Genomic DNA, 16,543 nt, shown 5'->3' with positions numbered 1-16,543 from the left:
TGGAAAAGCCGGGCGGCGGCGCCGTCCGCCCGGCAGGATGGCCCGATGAGCGACGATCAGCGCACCCGGACCCCGCAGGCCGCCGACGAACGCGCCACCCTGGCAGGCTTCCTGGACTACCAGCGGGACACCCTCGCGATGAAGTGCGCCGGTCTGACGACCGAGCAGCTCCGCGCCCGGGTGCTGGAACCCTCCGGACTCTCCCTGCTTGGCCTGGTCCGGCACCTCGCCGAGGTGGAGCGCAGCTGGTTCCGCAACGTCCTCGCCGGCGAGGACGCGCCCGGCTTCTGGAAGCACCCCGACGGCTCCTTCGCCGAGTTCGACGTCGACACCGCCGACCCGGACGAGGCCTTCGCGACCTGGCGCGGCGAATGCGACCACGCCCGGGAACTCGTCGCCGCCGCCGAGTCGTTGGACGTCCTGGGCCATTACGGCGAGGAGGTCTTCTCGCTGCGCTGGATCGTCACCCACATGATCGAGGAGTACGCCCGCCACAACGGCCACGCCGACCTCCTGCGCGAACACCTCGACGGCACCACCGGCGAGTAGCGCCGGACGGGTCGGCCGAGAGGGAGCACCGGTGCGGACCCGCCAGAAGGAACGCGGCACCCCCGGACCGTCGGACCCGTGGAACGAGATCGTCCCCGGGCTCTGGATGGGCGGGCACTACTTCACCCCGCCCGGCGGCGAGCTGGAACCCGCCGTCGTCCGGCACGAGTTCGACCTGGTGGTCAGCCTGTTCACGCTGCCCGGCCACGGCCCGGCGCCGGGGGTGGAGCACGTCGTCCGGGAGGTGCCGGACGATCCGCTCTCCGCCGGCCAGCTGCTGGCGGTGCAGGAGGCGGCGGAGCTCACGACGGCGGCCGTCCGCCGGGGCCGCCGGACGCTGGTGCGCTGCCACTCGGGCTACAACCGCTCGGGCCTGGTGGTGGCGCAGGCACTGGTCGGGCTCGGCCGGGACACCGGTGAGGCGGTCCGGCTGGTGCGGGAGCGGCGTTCGCCCTGGGCACTGAACAACCCGGTGTTCACGGAGTACCTGAACACCGGGTTGGACGTGGCGATCCTGCTGACCGGGCTCAACGCGTGAGGCCGGCCGGCAGGATGGCGGTGATGACGTCGATGACTGTGCGTCAGATGTCGCGGAAGGTCTCGATCCGGGCGCCGATCGAGTTGAGGCGCTCGGCCAGGTCCTCGTAACCGCGGTTGATGACGTACACGTTGCGCAGGACGGAGGTGCCCTGGGCGGCGAGCATCGCAAGGAGGATGACCACGGCCGGGCGCAGCGCGGGCGGGCACATCATCTCGGCGGCGCGCCAGCGGGTGGGGCCCTGGACCAGCACGCGGTGCGGGTCGAGGAGCTTGACGTCCGCGCCGAGGCGGGTCAGCTCGGTGAGGTAGATCGCGCGGTTGTCGTAGACCCAGTCGTGGATCATCGTGGTGCCGTGGGCGGCCGCGGCGATGGCGGCGAAGAACGGCACGTTGTCGATGTTGATGCCGGGGAACGGCATCGGGTGGATGGTGTCGATCGGCGCGGTCAGCTTGGAGGGGCGCACCGTGAGGTCGACCAGACGGGTGTGCCCGTTGTGGGCCCGGTACTCGGGGGTGCGGTCGTAGTCGAGGCCCATGCCTTCGAGCACCGCGAGCTCGATCTCCAGGAACTCGATCGGCACCCGGCGGATCGTCAGTTCGGAGGAGGTGACGACGGCGGCGGCGAGCAGGCTCATCGCCTCCACCGGGTCCTCGGCCGGGGTGTAGTCGACGTCGCGGGTGATCTGCGGGACGCCGTGCACGGTGAGGGTGGTGGTGCCGATGCCCTCGATCCTGACGCCCAGCTCCTCCAGGAAGAAGCAGAGGTCCTGGACCATGTAGTTGGGCGAGGCGTTGCGGATGACGCTCACGCCGTCGTGGCGCGCGGCGGCCAGCAGGGCGTTCTCGGTGACGGTGTCCCCGCGCTCGGTCAGCACGATCGGGCGGTCCATCGGCACGCCCGGCTGGACCGAGGCGTGGTAGGCGCCGCCGGTGGTGGCGACCTCCAGGCCGAAGCGGCGCAGCGCGGTCAGGTGCGGCTGGACGGTGCGGGTGCCGAGGTCGCAGCCGCCCGCGTACGGGATCTCGAAGTGCTCGGCGCGGTGCATCAGCGGGCCGAGGAACATCAGCACGCTGCGGGTGCGGCGGGCGGCCTCGACGTCCATCGCGGCGAGGTCCAGCTCGGCGGGCGGGGTGAGTTCGAGGTCGCGGCCGTCGTTGATCCAGCGGCTCTTGACGCCGATGCTGGTGAGCACTTCGAGGATGCGGTAGACCTCCTCGATCCGGGCGACGCTGCGGATCGTGGTGCGACCGGTGGTCAGCAGCGAGGCGCAGAGGATCGCGACGCAGGCGTTCTTGCTGCTGCGGACGTCGATCGCGCCGGAGAGCCGGGTGCCGCCGGCGACCCGCAGGTGCATCGGGCCGGAGTAGCCGAGGGAGACGATCTCGCTGTCGAGGGCTTCGCCGATGCGAGCGATCATCTCAAGGCTGACGTTCTGCTTGCCCTGTTCGATGCGGTTGACCGCGCTCTGGCTGGTGCCGAGTGCCTCTCCGAGCTGCGCCTGGGACCAGCCACGGTGCTGACGCGCGGTGCGGATGAGGGTGCCGATACGGGTGAGGTAGTCGCCTGTCACTCGCCAGACCATATCTCATGGTTGAGATGGCAACGGAACCCGAGGACGGCGTGGCGCTCCTTTTGTCCGTTTCTCTCCCTGTATGGCCGTCAGATCTTCACATCACCACGCGGCGTTGTCACGCTCCCATGACAGTCGTGACGATGTCACGGGCCCAACGGCTCCGCCCGGCCGACGACGGTTCCGGCACGGTCGATGCAGATGACGTCCACCGCGACGGGCGAGCCCAGCAGCACGCCGAGCGCCGTCGCCCGCGCCGCCTCGGCGACCAGGTCCCCGAGCGGGACCCCGGCCGCACGGCACAGCTGCACCGCCTCCAGACCGGTGTTGGCGGCCGCCACCGCCGCGGCCAGCGCCTCGTCCGCCCCACCGCGGCGCGCCAGTTCGGCCAGGTACCCCTTGTCCACCTGGGAGCGCGCCGAGTGCAGGTCGAGGTGGCCGGCCGCGAGCTTGGACAGCTTGGCGAAGCCGCCCGCGATGGTCAGCCGGGGCACCGGGTGGCGCTTCAGGTACTTGAGCACGGCACCGGCGAAGTCGCCCATGTCGAGCAGCGCGTCCTCGGGCAGCCCGTGCACCGCGACCGCGACCTTCTCCGAGGTCGAGCCGGTGCAGCCGGCCACGTGCGTGCGCCCCGCCGCCCGGGCCACGTCCACGCCGCGGCGGATGGAGTCGATCCAGGCCGAACAGGAGTAGGGGACGACGATCCCGGTGGTCCCGAGGATCGACAGGCCCCCGAGGATGCCGAGCCGCGGGTTCCAGGTCGAGCGGGCGATCTCCTCGCCGTGGTCGACGGAGATCTCGACCACCACGTCCCCGGTGCCGCCGAACTCGGCGGCCACCTCGGCGACGGCGTCCCGGATCATCTGCCGGGGCACCGGGTTGATCGCCGGCTCGCCGACGGGCAGCGGCAGGCCCGCCTTGGTGACCGTCCCCACCCCGGGACCGGCCCGGAACACCACCCCGGCGCCGGGCTCCCCGGCCCGGACGGTCGACCGGATCAGCGCGCCGTGCGTGACGTCGGGGTCGTCGCCGGCGTCCTTGACCACCCCGGCCGTGGCGTGGGGCCGCCCGTTCGTCCCCAGCTCCTCGGCGGCGAGGGCGAAGGAGGGCTGCTGGCCCTTGGGCAGGGTGACGGCCACGGGGTCGGGGAACTCGCCGGTGAGCAGCGCGGTGTACGCGGCCTTGGTGGCGGCGGTGGCGCAGGCACCAGTCGTCCAGCCGTGCCGCAGGCCGCTGCTCTTCAGCTGGCCGGCCCGGCCGCCCGCCCCGGCCCCCGCCTGGGCTCCGCCATCGGCTCCCGCTGCGGCCACCTGCGCCTCGCTTCCGACGGCGCCCCGCGCCGTCCCGTCTTCCCGGGCGGCCACCTCGGCCGCCGCCGCCGATTTTCCCCCACTCGCCCGGGCGGGGCCCGACCGGGGTGACCGGCGGTGACCGACGGCGGGCCGTAGCAGGCGGCGGACGGTGCCCGGCGGCGGGCCGTAGCGGGCGGAGCGCAAGTGGCGGCCGGAGCGCGAGCGGCGGCACGGGCCGCCGGGGAGCCGTGTGCGACTTGCGGAGGAGTCCTTCCGATCCGTTCCCGAATAGTTCTCTGCACGGGTCTCGTCCCGCGGCCTACCAGTGAGTAATCTGGCCGTCCGTTAGATACGGGTTCATGACACGTCGGTCCGGTGCACGGGTTGTCCGCCCTACCGGGCCATCACTATGTGGGGGTTTTCTGTGGCAGGGATGAGTCGGCGTACGTTCCTCACCGGTACGTCGGTGGCCGCAGCGTGGTCGGCCTTGTCGCTCGGCGGCGCACAGTTCGCCTCGGCCGCGGTACGCGACCAGGCGCTGGCGGCCACGGCCGCGCGGGCGGTCAGAGTCACCGGGACCACCCTGGAGCAGGTGGCCACGCCGGTCGGGACCGGCGGCTACAAGCGGCTGACGGCCGGTCCGGGCTGGCCGCTGGTGGTGCGCGGCGACCTGGCGGCAGCGGGCTCCGGCCGGGACGACCGCCGCACCGGCCTCGCCAGCTTCGTCCAGTTCAGCGACCTGCACCTGGTGGACACCGAGTCCCCGGTGCGCTTCGAGTACCTGGCCCGGTTCAACGGCAGCGCCTACCGGCCGCAGGAGGCCCTGAACGCCCGCGGTGTGTCGGCCCTCGTCGAGCGGGTCAACTCGCTCGCCGGCGGCCCCTACACCGGGATGCCGTTCAGCATGGTGATGGCCACCGGTGACAACACCGACAACCACGAACTGGCCGAGCTCGACTGGTACCTCAAGGTCATGGGTGGTGGCCGACTGGCCCAGAACACCGGCGACCCGAACCGCTACGAGGGCGTGCAGAACTCCGGCAACGCGGCCTACTGGAACCCCGAACTCGCCTACAGCGACGGCTACAAGGCCAAGGGCTTCCCGCAGGTGCCGGGCTTCCTCTCCGCCGCCGGGCGCCCCTTCGACGCGCCGGGCCTGCGTACGCCCTGGTACACGACGGTCGGCAACCACGACGACAGCATCGAGGGCACCCTGCCGGACCTCGGGCTGCTCAACGACCTCTACACCGGCCAGTACAAGCTGGAGGGCTGCGACGACGCCACGGCCGCCCAGCTGATGGACTCGCTGCGCCGCGACCCCGCGGGTGCCGTGCTGCTGCTCGCCAAGCTGATCGCCAACGGCGAGGCGGTGCGCCGGATCACCCCCGACGAGCGCCGGAAGCCGTTCACGCTCAAGGAGTTCGCCAAGGCCCACCTGGACCCGGCCGCCACCGGCGCGGGCCCGTACGGGCACGGCTTCACCTCGGACATGGTGGGCAGCGGGAAGCTCTACTACACCTTCCGCATCTCGGAGAAGGTGGTCGGCATCAGCCTGGACACCACCAACCAGGCCGGGTTCGCCGACGGTTCGCTGGGTACCGCGCAACTGCGGTGGCTGGAGCAGCAGTTGAAGGCGCACAGCGGGCACTGGTACGACACCAACGGGAACCGGGTGACGGGCGGCAGCACGGACGACCTGATCCTGGTCTTCAGCCACCACACCAGCACCAGCATGGGCAACCTGCTGCCGGACCCGCGGAACATCTTCGAGAAGCGGCACGACGGCAACGAGCTGGTGGCGCTGCTGCAGCGCTACCCGAACGTGGTCGGGTGGGTGAACGGGCACACCCACATGAACAAGATCACGCCGCACGGCCACGCGGTGCCGGAGCGGGCGTTCTGGGAGATCAACACCGCCTCGCACATCGACTACCCGCAGCACGGCCGGATCATCGAGGTCGTGGACAACGGGGACGCCACGATCTCGCTGTTCACCACGCTGATCGAGTCCTCCGCGCCGTACGGCACGGACTTCGGCAGCACCTCGGACGCCAACCTCGCGGCGCTCTACCGCGAGCTGTCGTACAACGACCCGAACGGGCGGGTGACGTCGCTGCTGGGCTCGGGCGAGGACCACAACACGGAGCTGCTGCTCGCCAAGCCGACCCGCTGACGGCCGACGGCTGACGGCTGACAACGTGCGGCTGACGGCTGACGGAAAACAGATGACAGCTGACAGATGATGAAATCTGTCAGCTGTCATCCGTCAGTCGATCGCCGTCACTCCGCCGCGGGGCCCTCGGTCTCCGGGTACCGCCGGGGCGTCCAGACGACCTCCACGCCGCCGCCGCGCTCGACCGCCCGGGTCTGCGAGGAGCCGATCAGCAGGATCGTCCGCATGTCGACCAGCCCCGGGTCCAGCTCGCCGAGCCGGACGATCCGCACCCGCTCGGTCGGCCCGCCGACGTCGCGGGCCATCACCACCGGCGTCTCCGGCGCCCGGTACTCCAGCAGCAGGTCCCGGGCGAGGCCGACCTGGGTCGTGCGGGACTGCGAGCCCGGGTTGTACAGCGCGAGCACCAGGTCCGCCTCGGCGGCGGCGCGCAGCCGCTTGGCCACCACGTCCCAGGGCTTGAGCCGGTCCGAGAGCGACACCGTCGCGTAGTCGTGCCCGAGCGGGGCGCCGGCCCGGGAGGCGGCCGCGTGGGCGGCGGTCATCCCCGGCAGGACCCGCACCGGTACGTCCCGGTAGGCCTCCTCGCAGGCGACCTCCAGCACGGCGGTGGCCATCGCGAACACGCCCGGGTCGCCCGAGGAGACCACCGCGACCCGGTGCCCGCGCCGCGCGAGGTCCAGCGCGTACTCGGCGCGCTCCGACTCGACCTTGTTGTCCGAGCCGTGCCGGAGCTGCCCCGGGCGCTCCGGCACCCGGGCCAGGTAGGTGGTGTAGCCGACCAGGTCGGTGGCCTCGGCCAGCGCGCCGCGCGCCTCGGGGGTGAGCCAGAGCGGTCCGGCCGGCCCGGTGCCGACGACGGTCACGCTGCCGGTGCCCTCCGACAGCCGGACCTCGGGCTCCAGCGGCGCGACCTTGCTCGGCAGCACCGCGACCGAGAAGTACGGCACCGTCTCCTCGTCGACCTCCGCGAGCGGCGCGATGCGCTCCCCCGCCATGAAGGCCCGCTCGACGTACTGGGCGTCCGCCAGCCGCCCCGCCCGCTCCAGGGCCCGGCGGACGGTCGGGAAGGTGCGCCCCAGCTTCATGATCACGGCGGAGTCGGCCGACGCGATCCGCGCCGTCAGCTCCTCCTCGGGCAGCGTGCCCGGGATGACGGTGAGCGTCTCCTCGGCCTCGGTCAGCGGCTGTCCGAGCCGGGCCGCCGCGGCGCTGACCGAGGTCACGCCGGGCACGACCTCGGTCGGGTAGCAGTGCGCGAGCCGCTTGTGCATGTGCTGGTAGGAGCCGTAGAAGAGCGGGTCGCCCTCGGCGAGGACGACGACGTCGCGGCCGGCGTCCAGGTGGGCGGCCAGCCGGGCGGCGGCCTCCTCGTAGAAGTCGTCGAGCGCGCCCCGGTAGCCGCCGGGGTGGTCGGTGGTCTCGACGGTGAGCGGGTAGACCAGCTTCTCCTCGATCTGACCACCCGTCAGATAGCGCTCGGCGATCGAGCGCGCGATGGACCGGCCGTGGCGGGCACTGTGGTACGCCACCACGTCGGCCTTGCCGATGAGGTCGGCGGCGCGGACGGTCACCAGCGACGGGTCGCCCGGGCCGAGCCCGACACCGTACAGCCGTCCGACCGAGGCGTTCTGATGCTCCGTCACTCTTCCTCGCTCGCAATCGCGTTGACGGCGGCGGCGGCGATCGCGCTGCCACCGCGCCGGCCGCGCACCACCATGTGCTCCAGGCCGGAGGGGTGCTCGGCCAGGGCCTGCTTGGACTCTGCGGCACCGATGAAGCCGACCGGGACGCCGATCACCGCAGCCGGGCGCGGCGCGCCCGCCTCGATCATCTCCAGCAGCCGGAACAGCGAGGTCGGCGCGTTGCCGACGGCGACCACCGCACCCTCCAGCCGGGGCAGCCACAGCTCCATGGCCGCGGCGCTGCGGGTGTTGCCCATCTTCCGGGCGAGCTCGGGCACCGACGGGTCGGTGAGGGTGCAGATCACCTCATTGTCGGCGGGCAGCCGCTTGCGGGTCACCCCGCTCGCGACCATGTTGACGTCGCAGAGGATCGGCGCACCGGCGTGCAGCGCGGCGCGCGCGGAGGCGACCACGCCGGGCGAGTACACCAGGTCCTCGACCAGGTCGACCATCCCGCAGGCGTGGATCATCCGCACCGCGACCTGGGAGACGTCCGCCGGGAGGGCGGCCAGATCGGCCTCCGCGCGGATGGTGGCAAAGGACTGGCGGTAGATGGACGCGCCGTCCTTCTCGTACTCGATCACTTCGTGGTCCTCCTGGCCTCGGCGACCGCCTCGGCCATCTCCTCGTTCGTCACCTCGGCGGCCGTGGGGGCAGCCGCCGGTCCGTTCACCGTCACCCGGTAGCCGTGCCCCGTGGCGAGCACGTCCACCCACCGCCCGGCCGGGTGGCCGCAGCGCCGTTCACAGCCCGACCAGTGGACGGGCAGCGCGTCGTGGCCCCCGTCACCGGCCGCGGACCGGGGGTCGGTGTCCAGCGCCCGGGCCGCGTCCGAGCGGACGTCGGCGAGCGACTTGGCGCACCCCGGCAGCCCGGTGCAGGCGGTGGCCCGCTCCCAGGGCGAGCCCGGTTCGGTACGGAAACCGGCCCCGGCGAGCGCGGGCAGCAGGTCGGCGGAGGCGCCGGGCACGACCGCACCGCGCCAGGGCGTCAGCCGCAGCTCACCGGCCGAAGCCGTCGCGGCGGCGACCAGCGCCCGCCACTGAGCGGCGCTCGCCCGGCCGAAGCGCAGGCCCACCGAGAGCCCGCCGGGAAGCGCGCCCACGGCGGGCGCCGCACCGGCGAAGGCGGGCAGCGGCACCGAGCCGGCGGGCAGCAACTCGGGGACCTCGCGCAGGTGCCAGGCCTTGCGGCCGCTCGTCCGCAGCGCGTCCAGGAAGGAGCGGGCCGCGTCCAGCACGGCCGTCACCTCCTGCCCGGCCTCGACCGGGTGCCCGTGGCCCGCGCGCCCGAGGCGCAGCAGGGCGGGCCGGTCGCGGTCCGCGGTGGCGGCCCCCGAGCCTGCGATCAATGTCACATCGGCGTCGAGCGCGGCGACGTCGCCCCGCCCGTCGTCCAGCGCGAACAGGAACTTGCCGGAGAGCCCGGCCGCCCAGTCGCTCGCGCACAGCCGCGCGTCCAGTTCCCGTACCCAGGCCCGGACATCGGCCGAGTCCGTGCCGTCCAGCCCCGCCAGCGGCGAGGCGACGATGTTGCGGACCCGCTCGTGGGTGTCCGAGGGCAGCAGACCGACGGCGCGCAGCCGCTCCGCGAGGTCCGCCGCGCACTGCGGTGCCAGGCCGCGCAGCTGGACGTTGCCGCGCGAGGTGGTCTCCAACTCCCCGTCGCCCAGGGCCTCGGCGGCCTCGGCCAGGGCGAGCGCCTGACGGTCCGTCAGCAGGCCTCCGGGCAGGCGGATCCGGGCCAGGGCGCCGTCGTCGGCCTGGTGCAGACGCAGCGCTCCGGGGCAGGCGTCCCCGCGCCCCCGGTCGGGCACCTCCCGGTCGGGCACGGCGGCGCCCGGCGCGGTGGCGTCGGGTGTCGGTGGCATGGCGGCGAGCATACAGATGATCCGATCGCTTGCCTCCGTCCGCTGCATCACACTCCGGCGCACCCGCCGCGTACGCCGGGCGGCCGGTCCGCACGACGGACAGCCGTGCGCCGGGCGGTCCAGAGCCCGCGACCGAAAGCTCACTCTCCCCCAGGTCAGCCGTACCCCGTACGATGCTGGGCGGACGGTCCGGCGGACCGTCCGCACACGCCAGCGACGGCGCAGGGGAGGAAACCGGTGCAAGCCCGGTGCGGTCCCGCCACTGTGACCGCGGTTCACCGGGAAACCGGTCGGCCGCGGGAGCCAGGAACTCCTGCCGTCCTCCACCGGCCCGGGGCGCGGACCCCGAGGAAGGCAGAAATGCACCAGCGCTGTCGCATGCCCGCACACGCGTCCACGGCCGTCCCCACGGCCACTCCGGCTCACTTCACGGCCGTCCCGGCCCATTTCACGGCCGTCCCGGCCACCGACGAGGCCGGGAGGGCCTTCGCATGATCCTGCTGCTGTCGACGTCCGACACCGACCTGCTCAGCGCCCGTGCCGCCGAGGGGCCGGTGCGCTACCGGCTCGGCAACCCGGCCCGGCTGACCCCCGAGGACCTGCCCGCGCTGCTGGAGGGCACCGACCTCGTCGTGGTCCGCCTGCTCGGCGGACGCCGCGCCTGGCAGGAGGGCCTGGACGCACTGCTGGCCGGCCCCCGCCCGGTCGTGGTGCTGACCGGTGAGCAGGCCCCCGACGCCCAGCTGATGGAGCTGTCCACCGTCCCGGCCGGCATCGCCGCCGAGGCGCACGCCTACCTCGCCCACGGCGGCGCGGCCAACCTGGCCGAGCTGGCCTCGTTCCTCTCCGACACCGTGCTGCTGACCGGCCACGGCTTCGCCCCGCCCGCCTCCGCCCCGGCCTGGGGCCCGCTGGAGCGCGAAGCCCGTACCGGCGAGGGCCCGACGGTCGCGGTGCTCTACTACCGTGCCCACCACATGAGCGGCAACACCGCCTTCGTCGAGACGCTCTGCCGGGCGATCGAGGACCAGGGCGCCCGCGCCCGGGCCTACTACTGCGCCTCGCTGCGCGGCGCCGAGCCCGAGCTGCTGGCCGCGCTCGGCGAGGCCGACGCGATCGTCACCACCGTGCTCGCCGCCGGCGGCACCCGCCCGGCCGACGCACAGGCCGGCGGCGACGAGGAGGCCTGGGACGCCGGCGCGCTCGCCGCCCTGGACCGCCCGATCCTGCAGGCGCTCTGCCTGACCTGGTCGCGCGCCCAGTGGGAGGCCAGCGACGACGGCCTGTCCCCGCTGGACACCGCCACCCAGATCGCCGTGCCGGAGTTCGACGGCCGCCTGATCAGCGTCCCGTTCTCCTTCAAGGAGCTGGACGAGGACGGCCTGACGGTCTACGCCGCCGACCCGGAGCGCGCCGCCCGCGTCGCCGGCACCGCCGTCAGCCACGCCCGGCTGCGGTACGTCCCGGCCGCCGAGCGCCGCCTCGCGCTGGTGCTGTCCGCGTACCCGACCAAGCACGCCCGGGTCGGCAACGCCGTCGGCCTGGACACCCCGGCCAGCGCCGTCCGCCTGCTGGAGCGGCTGCGCGAGGAGGGCATGGACCTCGGGCACGACCTGCCCGGCTTCGACGGCACCGAGGACGAGGGGCACGAGGGCGACGCGATCATCCACGCCCTGATCGCGGCCGGCGGCTACGACCAGGACTGGCTCACCGAGGACCAGCTGGCCCGCAACCCGGTGCGCATCCCCGCCGCCGACTACCGCCGCTGGTACGCCACCCTCCCGCAGGCCCTGCGCGAGCAGGTCGAGGAGCACTGGGGCCCGGCCCCCGGCGAGCTGTACGTCGACCGCTCGCAGAACCCGGACGGCGACATCGTGCTGGCCGCGATCCGCTCCGGGAACCTGCTGGTCCTGATCCAGCCGCCGCGCGGCTTCGGCGAGAACCCGGTCGCCATCTACCACGACCCCGACCTGCCGCCGAGCCACCACTACCTGGCCGCCTACCGCTGGATCGAGGCCACGCAGGAGGACGGCGGCTTCGGCGCCCACGCCGTGATCCACCTCGGCAAGCACGGCAACCTGGAGTGGCTGCCCGGCAAGACCGCCGCGCTGTCCGCCGAGTGCGGCCCGGACGCCGTCCTCGGCAACCTCCCGCTGGTCTACCCCTTCCTGGTCAACGACCCGGGCGAGGGCACCCAGGCCAAGCGCCGCGCCCACGCCACCCTGGTCGACCACCTCGTCCCGCCGATGGCCCGCGCCGACTCCTACGGCGACATCGCGCGCCTGGAGCAGCTGCTGGACGAGCACTCCAACATCGCCGCGATGGACCCGGCCAAGCTGCCCGCCATCCGCGCCCAGATCTGGACCCTCATCCAGGCGGCCAAGCTCGACCACGACCTCGGCCTGGACGAGCGCCCCGAGGACGACGGCTTCGACGACTTCCTGCTGCACGTCGACGGCTGGCTCTGCGAGGTCAAGGACGCCCAGATCCGCGACGGCCTGCACGTCCTCGGCCAGGCGCCGTCCGGCACCGACCGCGTCAACATCGTGCTCGCCATCCTGCGCGCCCGGCAGATCTGGGGCGGCGTCAGCGCCCTGCCCGGTCTGCGCGAGGCGCTCGGCCTGGACGAGGCGGCGCTGACCCTCGGCGCCACCGACGCGGCCGAGGCCAGGGCCCGCGCCCTGGTCGAGGCCATGGAGGCGCAGGACTGGGCGCCCGAGGCGGTCGAGAAGGTCACCGCCGAGCTGCCGGAGACCGTCCGGGAGGCCGTCCACGAGGTGCTGACCTTCGCCGCCACCCAGGTGGTGCCGCGCCTGGCCGCCACCACCGACGAGCTGGACGCCGTGCTGCACGCGCTGCAGGGCGGCTTCGTCCCGGCCGGCCCGTCCGGCTCGCCGCTGCGCGGCCTGGTCAACGTGCTGCCGACGGGCCGCAACTTCTACTCCGTCGACCCCAAGGCCGTCCCCAGCAAGCTCGCCTGGGAGACCGGCCAGGCGCTCGCCTCCTCGCTGGTCGAGCGGTACACCGCCGACAACGACGGCGCGTACCCGCCCTCGGTCGGGCTCTCGCTGTGGGGCACCAGCGCGATGCGCACCGCCGGCGACGACATCGCCGAGGCCTTCGCCCTGCTCGGCGTCCGCCCGGTCTGGGACGACGCCTCCCGCCGGGTCACCGGCCTGGAGCCGATCCCGCTGGAGGAGCTGGGCCGCCCGCGCATCGACGTGACGCTGCGCATCTCCGGGTTCTTCCGCGACGCCTTCCCGCACGTGGTCGCCCTGCTGGACGACGCGGTGCGCCTGGCCGCCGCCCAGGAGGAGGCCGACTCGGACAACTTCGTCCGGGCCCACGTCCAGGCCGACCTGGCGGTGCACGGCGACGAGCGCAAGGCCACCGTCCGCGTCTTCGGCTCCCGCCCGGGCACGTACGGGGCCGGCCTGCTCCAGCTGATCGACAGCCGCGACTGGCGCACCGACGCCGACCTCGCCGAGGTGTACACGGTGTGGGGCGGCTACGCGTACGGGCGCGGGCTGGACGGGCGGCCGGCCCGCGAGGAGATGGAGACCGCGTACAAGCGGATCACCGTCGCCGCGAAGAACACCGACACCCGCGAGCACGACATCGCCGACTCGGACGACTACTTCCAGTACCACGGCGGCATGGTGGCCACCGTCCGCGCCCTCACCGGCAAGGCGCCGACCGCGTACATCGGCGACTCCACCCGCCCGGAGACGGTCCGCACCCGGACGCTGACCGAGGAGGCCGCCCGCGTCTTCCGCGCCCGCGTGGTCAACCCGCGCTGGATCGAGGCGATGCGCCGGCACGGCTACAAGGGCGCCTTCGAGATGGCCGCGACGGTCGACTACCTGTTCGGCTACGACGCCACCACGGGCGTGGTCGCGGACTGGATGTACGAGAAGCTGACCCAGGAGTACGTGCTCGACCCGGTCAACCGGGAGTTCCTCGCGGGCGCCAACCCGTGGGCGCTGCACGGGATCAGCGAGCGCCTGCTGGAGGCGGCGAGCCGCGGGCTGTGGGAGCAGCCGGACCCGGAGCTGATCGCGCAGCTGCAGGCCGCGTTCCTGGAGACCGAGGGGGACCTGGAGGGCGACGAGGGCTGAGGCCTCCCGGGCGATCTCCCGGGCGATCTCCCGGACGGTCCCCGGCCTCCCGGTCCCGCGGGCGGTCCCCGGCCTCCCGGGCGGTCCCGCAGCCGTCCGGGAGGGCGGGGCGGCAGCTCGCTGACGGTGTTCCCGTCGTCCATTCGGGTGAGGGGAACACTGGTGGCGCACGCCGTCCGAGCGGACAATACGGGGCATGCCGCGCCGCACCGGTCCCACCAGCCCAGACCTGAGCACGACCCCCGCCGACGAAGCCCGGGAAGCGGAGGAACACGAGCCGCCCGCGCCACACCGCTACCGGGCGCGGCTCGGGGCGCTCGCGGCCGGGGCGGTACCGGTGCTCGCGTTCCCGGCGCCGGGGCAGGCCTGGCTGGCGTGGATCGCGCTCGTCCCCGGGCTGCTCCTGATGCAGCGGGCGCCCGGGGGCCGGGAGGCGGCGGTGCGCGGCTGGTGGTTCGGAGCGGGGTTCATCCTGACCGCGATGTACTGGCTGGTGCCGTCCATCGGGCCCGGACTCCCGGTGCTCGCGGTGCTGTTCGGGGCGCTGCAGGGCGCCGTCGGGTACACCGTGCACCGGCTGCTGCACCCGCCGCTGACCGCCCGTCGGGCCCTGCTCGCGCTGGTGGTCGTCCCGGCGGTCTGGGTGTCCGCCGAGTACGGGCGGTCCTGGCCGGCGCTGGGCGGGCCGTGGGCCCTGCTCGGCGCCACCCAGTGGCAGCACCCGGCGATCCTCGGGCTGGCCTCGGCGGGCGGGATCTGGCTGGTCAGCGCGGCGGTGGCGGCGGTGAACACCGGGGTACTGATCGCGCTCACCGCGGTGCACTGGCGACCGCGGGCCGTCGCGGCCTCGGCGGCGGTACTGGTGGTGGCCTCCGGTCCGCTGCTGTTCGCGCTGCGCGAGGCGCCCGCCGGGGCCGGGGCCGTCACGGTCGCGCTCGTCCAGCCCGGCGTCGTGGAGGACCCGCAGGCCCGCTTCGACGCGAGCGCGCGGGCCACCGCCGCACTGGTCGGACAGCCGGTGGACCTGGTGGTGTGGGGCGAGAGCAGCACCACGGCCGACCTGGACCACGACCCGGCCGCGCTGGACACGCTGCGCGGCCTCGCCGCGACCACCGGCGCCCGGGTCATCGCCGGGGAGGACGCGCGCAAGGCGGACGGGCGGATCTCCAAGGACGCGGTGCTGGTCTCCCCGGCCGGCGTGGTGGACCGCTACCGCAAGATCCGGCTGGTGCCGTTCGGCGAGTACATCCCGCTGCGGCCGGTGCTCGGCTGGGTCGCCGGGGTCAGCCGCGCGGCGGGCGAGAACCGGGCGCCCGGCACCGCGTTCCACCTGCTGCCGGCCACCGACCGGACGGGCGCTCCGCTGCCGGTCGGGGCGCTGATCTGCTTCGAGTCGGCCTTCCCCGACATGGCCCGCACCGCCGCGCGGGACGGCGCCCGGGTGCTCGTCTACCAGTCCTCGACCTCGACCTTCCAGCAGACCTGGGCGCCCGAGCAGCACGTCTCACTGGCGGCGATCCGGGCGGCGGAAACCGGGCGGCCGGCCGTCCAGGCCTCGCTGACCGGGGTCTCGGCGGCCTTCGACGCGCAGGGCCGGGAACTGGCCCGGCTCGGCACCGACGGCACCGGCGCGCTGACCGTCCGGCTGCCGCTCACCGAGCCCGCCACGATGACCTGGTACGACCGCGTCGGCGACGTGGTGCCGGCCGGGGCGCTGCTGATCACGGCGGGGGCGGCGGTGACGACGGTGGCGGCGCGACGGCGCCCGCGCACGGAGCCGCGCCCGGCTCAGCCCTCCGTCGGGGGCCGGTAGACGCCGAAGGCGGCGCCCTGCGGGTCGCGCAGCACGGCGATCCGCCGGCCGCCCGGCATGGAGTAGGCGGGCATCAGCACGTCCCCGCCGAGGGCCACCGCCCGGTCGACGGTGTTGTCCACGTCGGCGACCGAGAAGTACGGCAGCCAGTGCGGCGGCACCTCCGGCGGGAAGGCGTCGCCCATCACCAGCATGCCGCCGAAGTCCTCACCGGCCAGGCCCCACTGGGTGTAGTGCTCGGAGGGGGCGACGGACCAGCCGAAGACCGCCGGGTAGAAGGCGACCGCGCCGTCCCGGTCCCGGGTGAGGAGCTCCACCCAGCCGAGCGAGCCGGGCTCGTTGAACACCCCGGCGCCCTTGAAGGAGCGGGCCTGCCAGAGCAGGAAGACCGCGTGGGAGCGGTCGGCGGCCACCGCGAAGCGGCCGCGGTCGAGGACGTCGGCGGGCGCCTTGAGGAGGGTGCCGCCGGCGCTCTCGACCCTGGCCGCGGTGGCGTCGGCGTCGGCCACGGCGAAGCAGACCGACCAGGCCGTCGGCTGCTGCGGCGCGTAGCGCGGGGTGATCGCGGCGACCGGGGTGTCCTTGAGGAGCATCTGGACGTAGTCGCCGTCCTCGGGCCGTTCGCCGTCGTCCTCCCGCCAGCCGAACAGCTCGCGGTAGAAGGCCCGGGCGGCGGTGGGGTCGGAGGTGCCCAGCTCGACCCAGCAGGGGCCGTCGGTGGTCACGGAGGTCTGCTTCATGGCGTCGGTTCTCCAGCTCGTTCTCGGCCCCCGGCCCTCCCCGCCCAGGATGCGGGGCAGGAGGGCCGGGGGCGGGCGCTGGTGGGCCGAACGGGGCGGGGCGGGAGACGGGACGACAGGAGACGGGAAACAGATAACAGATGACAGCTGACAGATTTCGAAATCTGTCAGCTGTCATCTGTTAGATCGGAA

11 protein-coding genes and 1 riboswitch are annotated in these 16,543 nt (G+C 73.9%); of the genes, 5 read left to right on the top strand and 6 right to left on the bottom strand.

What is annotated here, in order from left to right; translation table 11 throughout:
- The first annotated feature begins 45 nt into the window (after positions 1 to 45).
- Positions 46 to 549, top strand: a complete 504-nt coding sequence (locus ABT048_RS27515; protein ID WP_350524202.1) for a DinB family protein — start codon at positions 46 to 48, stop codon at positions 547 to 549.
- A gap of 31 nt (positions 550 to 580) precedes the next feature.
- Complete coding sequence (locus ABT048_RS27510; RefSeq protein ID WP_350524201.1) at positions 581 to 1,087, top strand: protein-tyrosine phosphatase family protein; 507 nt, start codon at positions 581 to 583, stop codon at positions 1,085 to 1,087.
- Positions 1,088 to 1,130: 43 nt separating this feature from the next.
- On the opposite strand, the gene ABT048_RS27505 is transcribed toward ABT048_RS27510, so the two are convergent.
- A complete protein-coding gene (locus ABT048_RS27505; protein WP_350524200.1) occupies positions 1,131 to 2,660 on the bottom strand; it encodes a UDP-N-acetylglucosamine 1-carboxyvinyltransferase in 1,530 nt (509 codons plus the stop codon).
- A 146-nt stretch (positions 2,661 to 2,806) separates the two neighbouring features.
- Positions 2,807 to 3,970, bottom strand: coding sequence for a cobalt-precorrin-5B (C(1))-methyltransferase (locus tag ABT048_RS27500; RefSeq protein ID WP_350524199.1), 1,164 nt, complete (start codon positions 3,968 to 3,970; stop codon positions 2,807 to 2,809).
- A gap of 415 nt (positions 3,971 to 4,385) precedes the next feature.
- Here ABT048_RS27500 and ABT048_RS27495 point away from each other — a divergent pair, with 415 nt between their 5' ends.
- Positions 4,386 to 6,125 carry a TIGR03767 family metallophosphoesterase gene (locus ABT048_RS27495; RefSeq protein ID WP_350524198.1) on the top strand — a complete coding sequence of 580 codons (1,740 nt, stop codon included), beginning with the start codon at positions 4,386 to 4,388 and terminating at the stop codon, positions 6,123 to 6,125.
- A 107-nt stretch (positions 6,126 to 6,232) separates the two neighbouring features.
- On the opposite strand, the gene ABT048_RS27490 is transcribed toward ABT048_RS27495, so the two are convergent.
- Genes ABT048_RS27490 through ABT048_RS27480 form a run of 3 tightly spaced genes read right to left on the bottom strand, consistent with a single transcriptional unit; the run spans position 6,233 to position 9,680 of the window.
- Positions 6,233 to 7,771, bottom strand: a complete 1,539-nt coding sequence (locus ABT048_RS27490; protein WP_350524197.1) for a precorrin-2 C(20)-methyltransferase — start codon at positions 7,769 to 7,771, stop codon at positions 6,233 to 6,235.
- Positions 7,768 to 8,394: a precorrin-8X methylmutase gene (locus ABT048_RS27485; protein WP_350524196.1), complete on the bottom strand. Its 627-nt coding sequence runs from the start codon at positions 8,392 to 8,394 to the stop codon at positions 7,768 to 7,770. Before ABT048_RS27485 ends, ABT048_RS27490 begins: the two co-directional genes overlap by 4 nt.
- A complete protein-coding gene (locus ABT048_RS27480; protein WP_350524195.1) occupies positions 8,391 to 9,680 on the bottom strand; it encodes a ferredoxin-like domain-containing protein in 1,290 nt (429 codons plus the stop codon). The genes ABT048_RS27485 and ABT048_RS27480 overlap by 4 nt, the downstream gene beginning before the upstream one ends.
- A 227-nt stretch (positions 9,681 to 9,907) precedes the next feature.
- Positions 9,908 to 9,993: riboswitch (cobalamin riboswitch) on the top strand.
- A gap of 178 nt (positions 9,994 to 10,171) precedes the next feature.
- Here ABT048_RS27480 and cobN point away from each other — a divergent pair.
- Both cobN and lnt read left to right on the top strand, forming a co-directional pair.
- On the top strand, positions 10,172 to 13,798 hold the full coding sequence (gene cobN / locus ABT048_RS27475) for a cobaltochelatase subunit CobN (RefSeq protein WP_350524194.1): 3,627 nt from the start codon (positions 10,172 to 10,174) through the stop codon (positions 13,796 to 13,798).
- A 196-nt stretch (positions 13,799 to 13,994) separates the two neighbouring features.
- A complete protein-coding gene (gene lnt / locus ABT048_RS27470) occupies positions 13,995 to 15,611 on the top strand; it encodes an apolipoprotein N-acyltransferase (RefSeq protein ID WP_350524193.1) in 1,617 nt (538 codons plus the stop codon).
- Here the strand turns inward: lnt and ABT048_RS27465 are convergent.
- Complete coding sequence (locus ABT048_RS27465) at positions 15,587 to 16,351, bottom strand: VOC family protein (protein WP_350524192.1); 765 nt, start codon at positions 16,349 to 16,351, stop codon at positions 15,587 to 15,589. The genes lnt and ABT048_RS27465 overlap by 25 nt on opposite strands.
- Positions 16,352 to 16,543: the final 192 nt, after the last annotated feature.

Source organism: Kitasatospora sp. NPDC096140 (assembly GCF_040303045.1).
Taxonomy (GTDB): Bacteria; Actinomycetota; Actinomycetes; order Streptomycetales; family Streptomycetaceae; genus Kitasatospora.
This window is presented reverse-complemented; position numbering and strand designations above follow the sequence as displayed.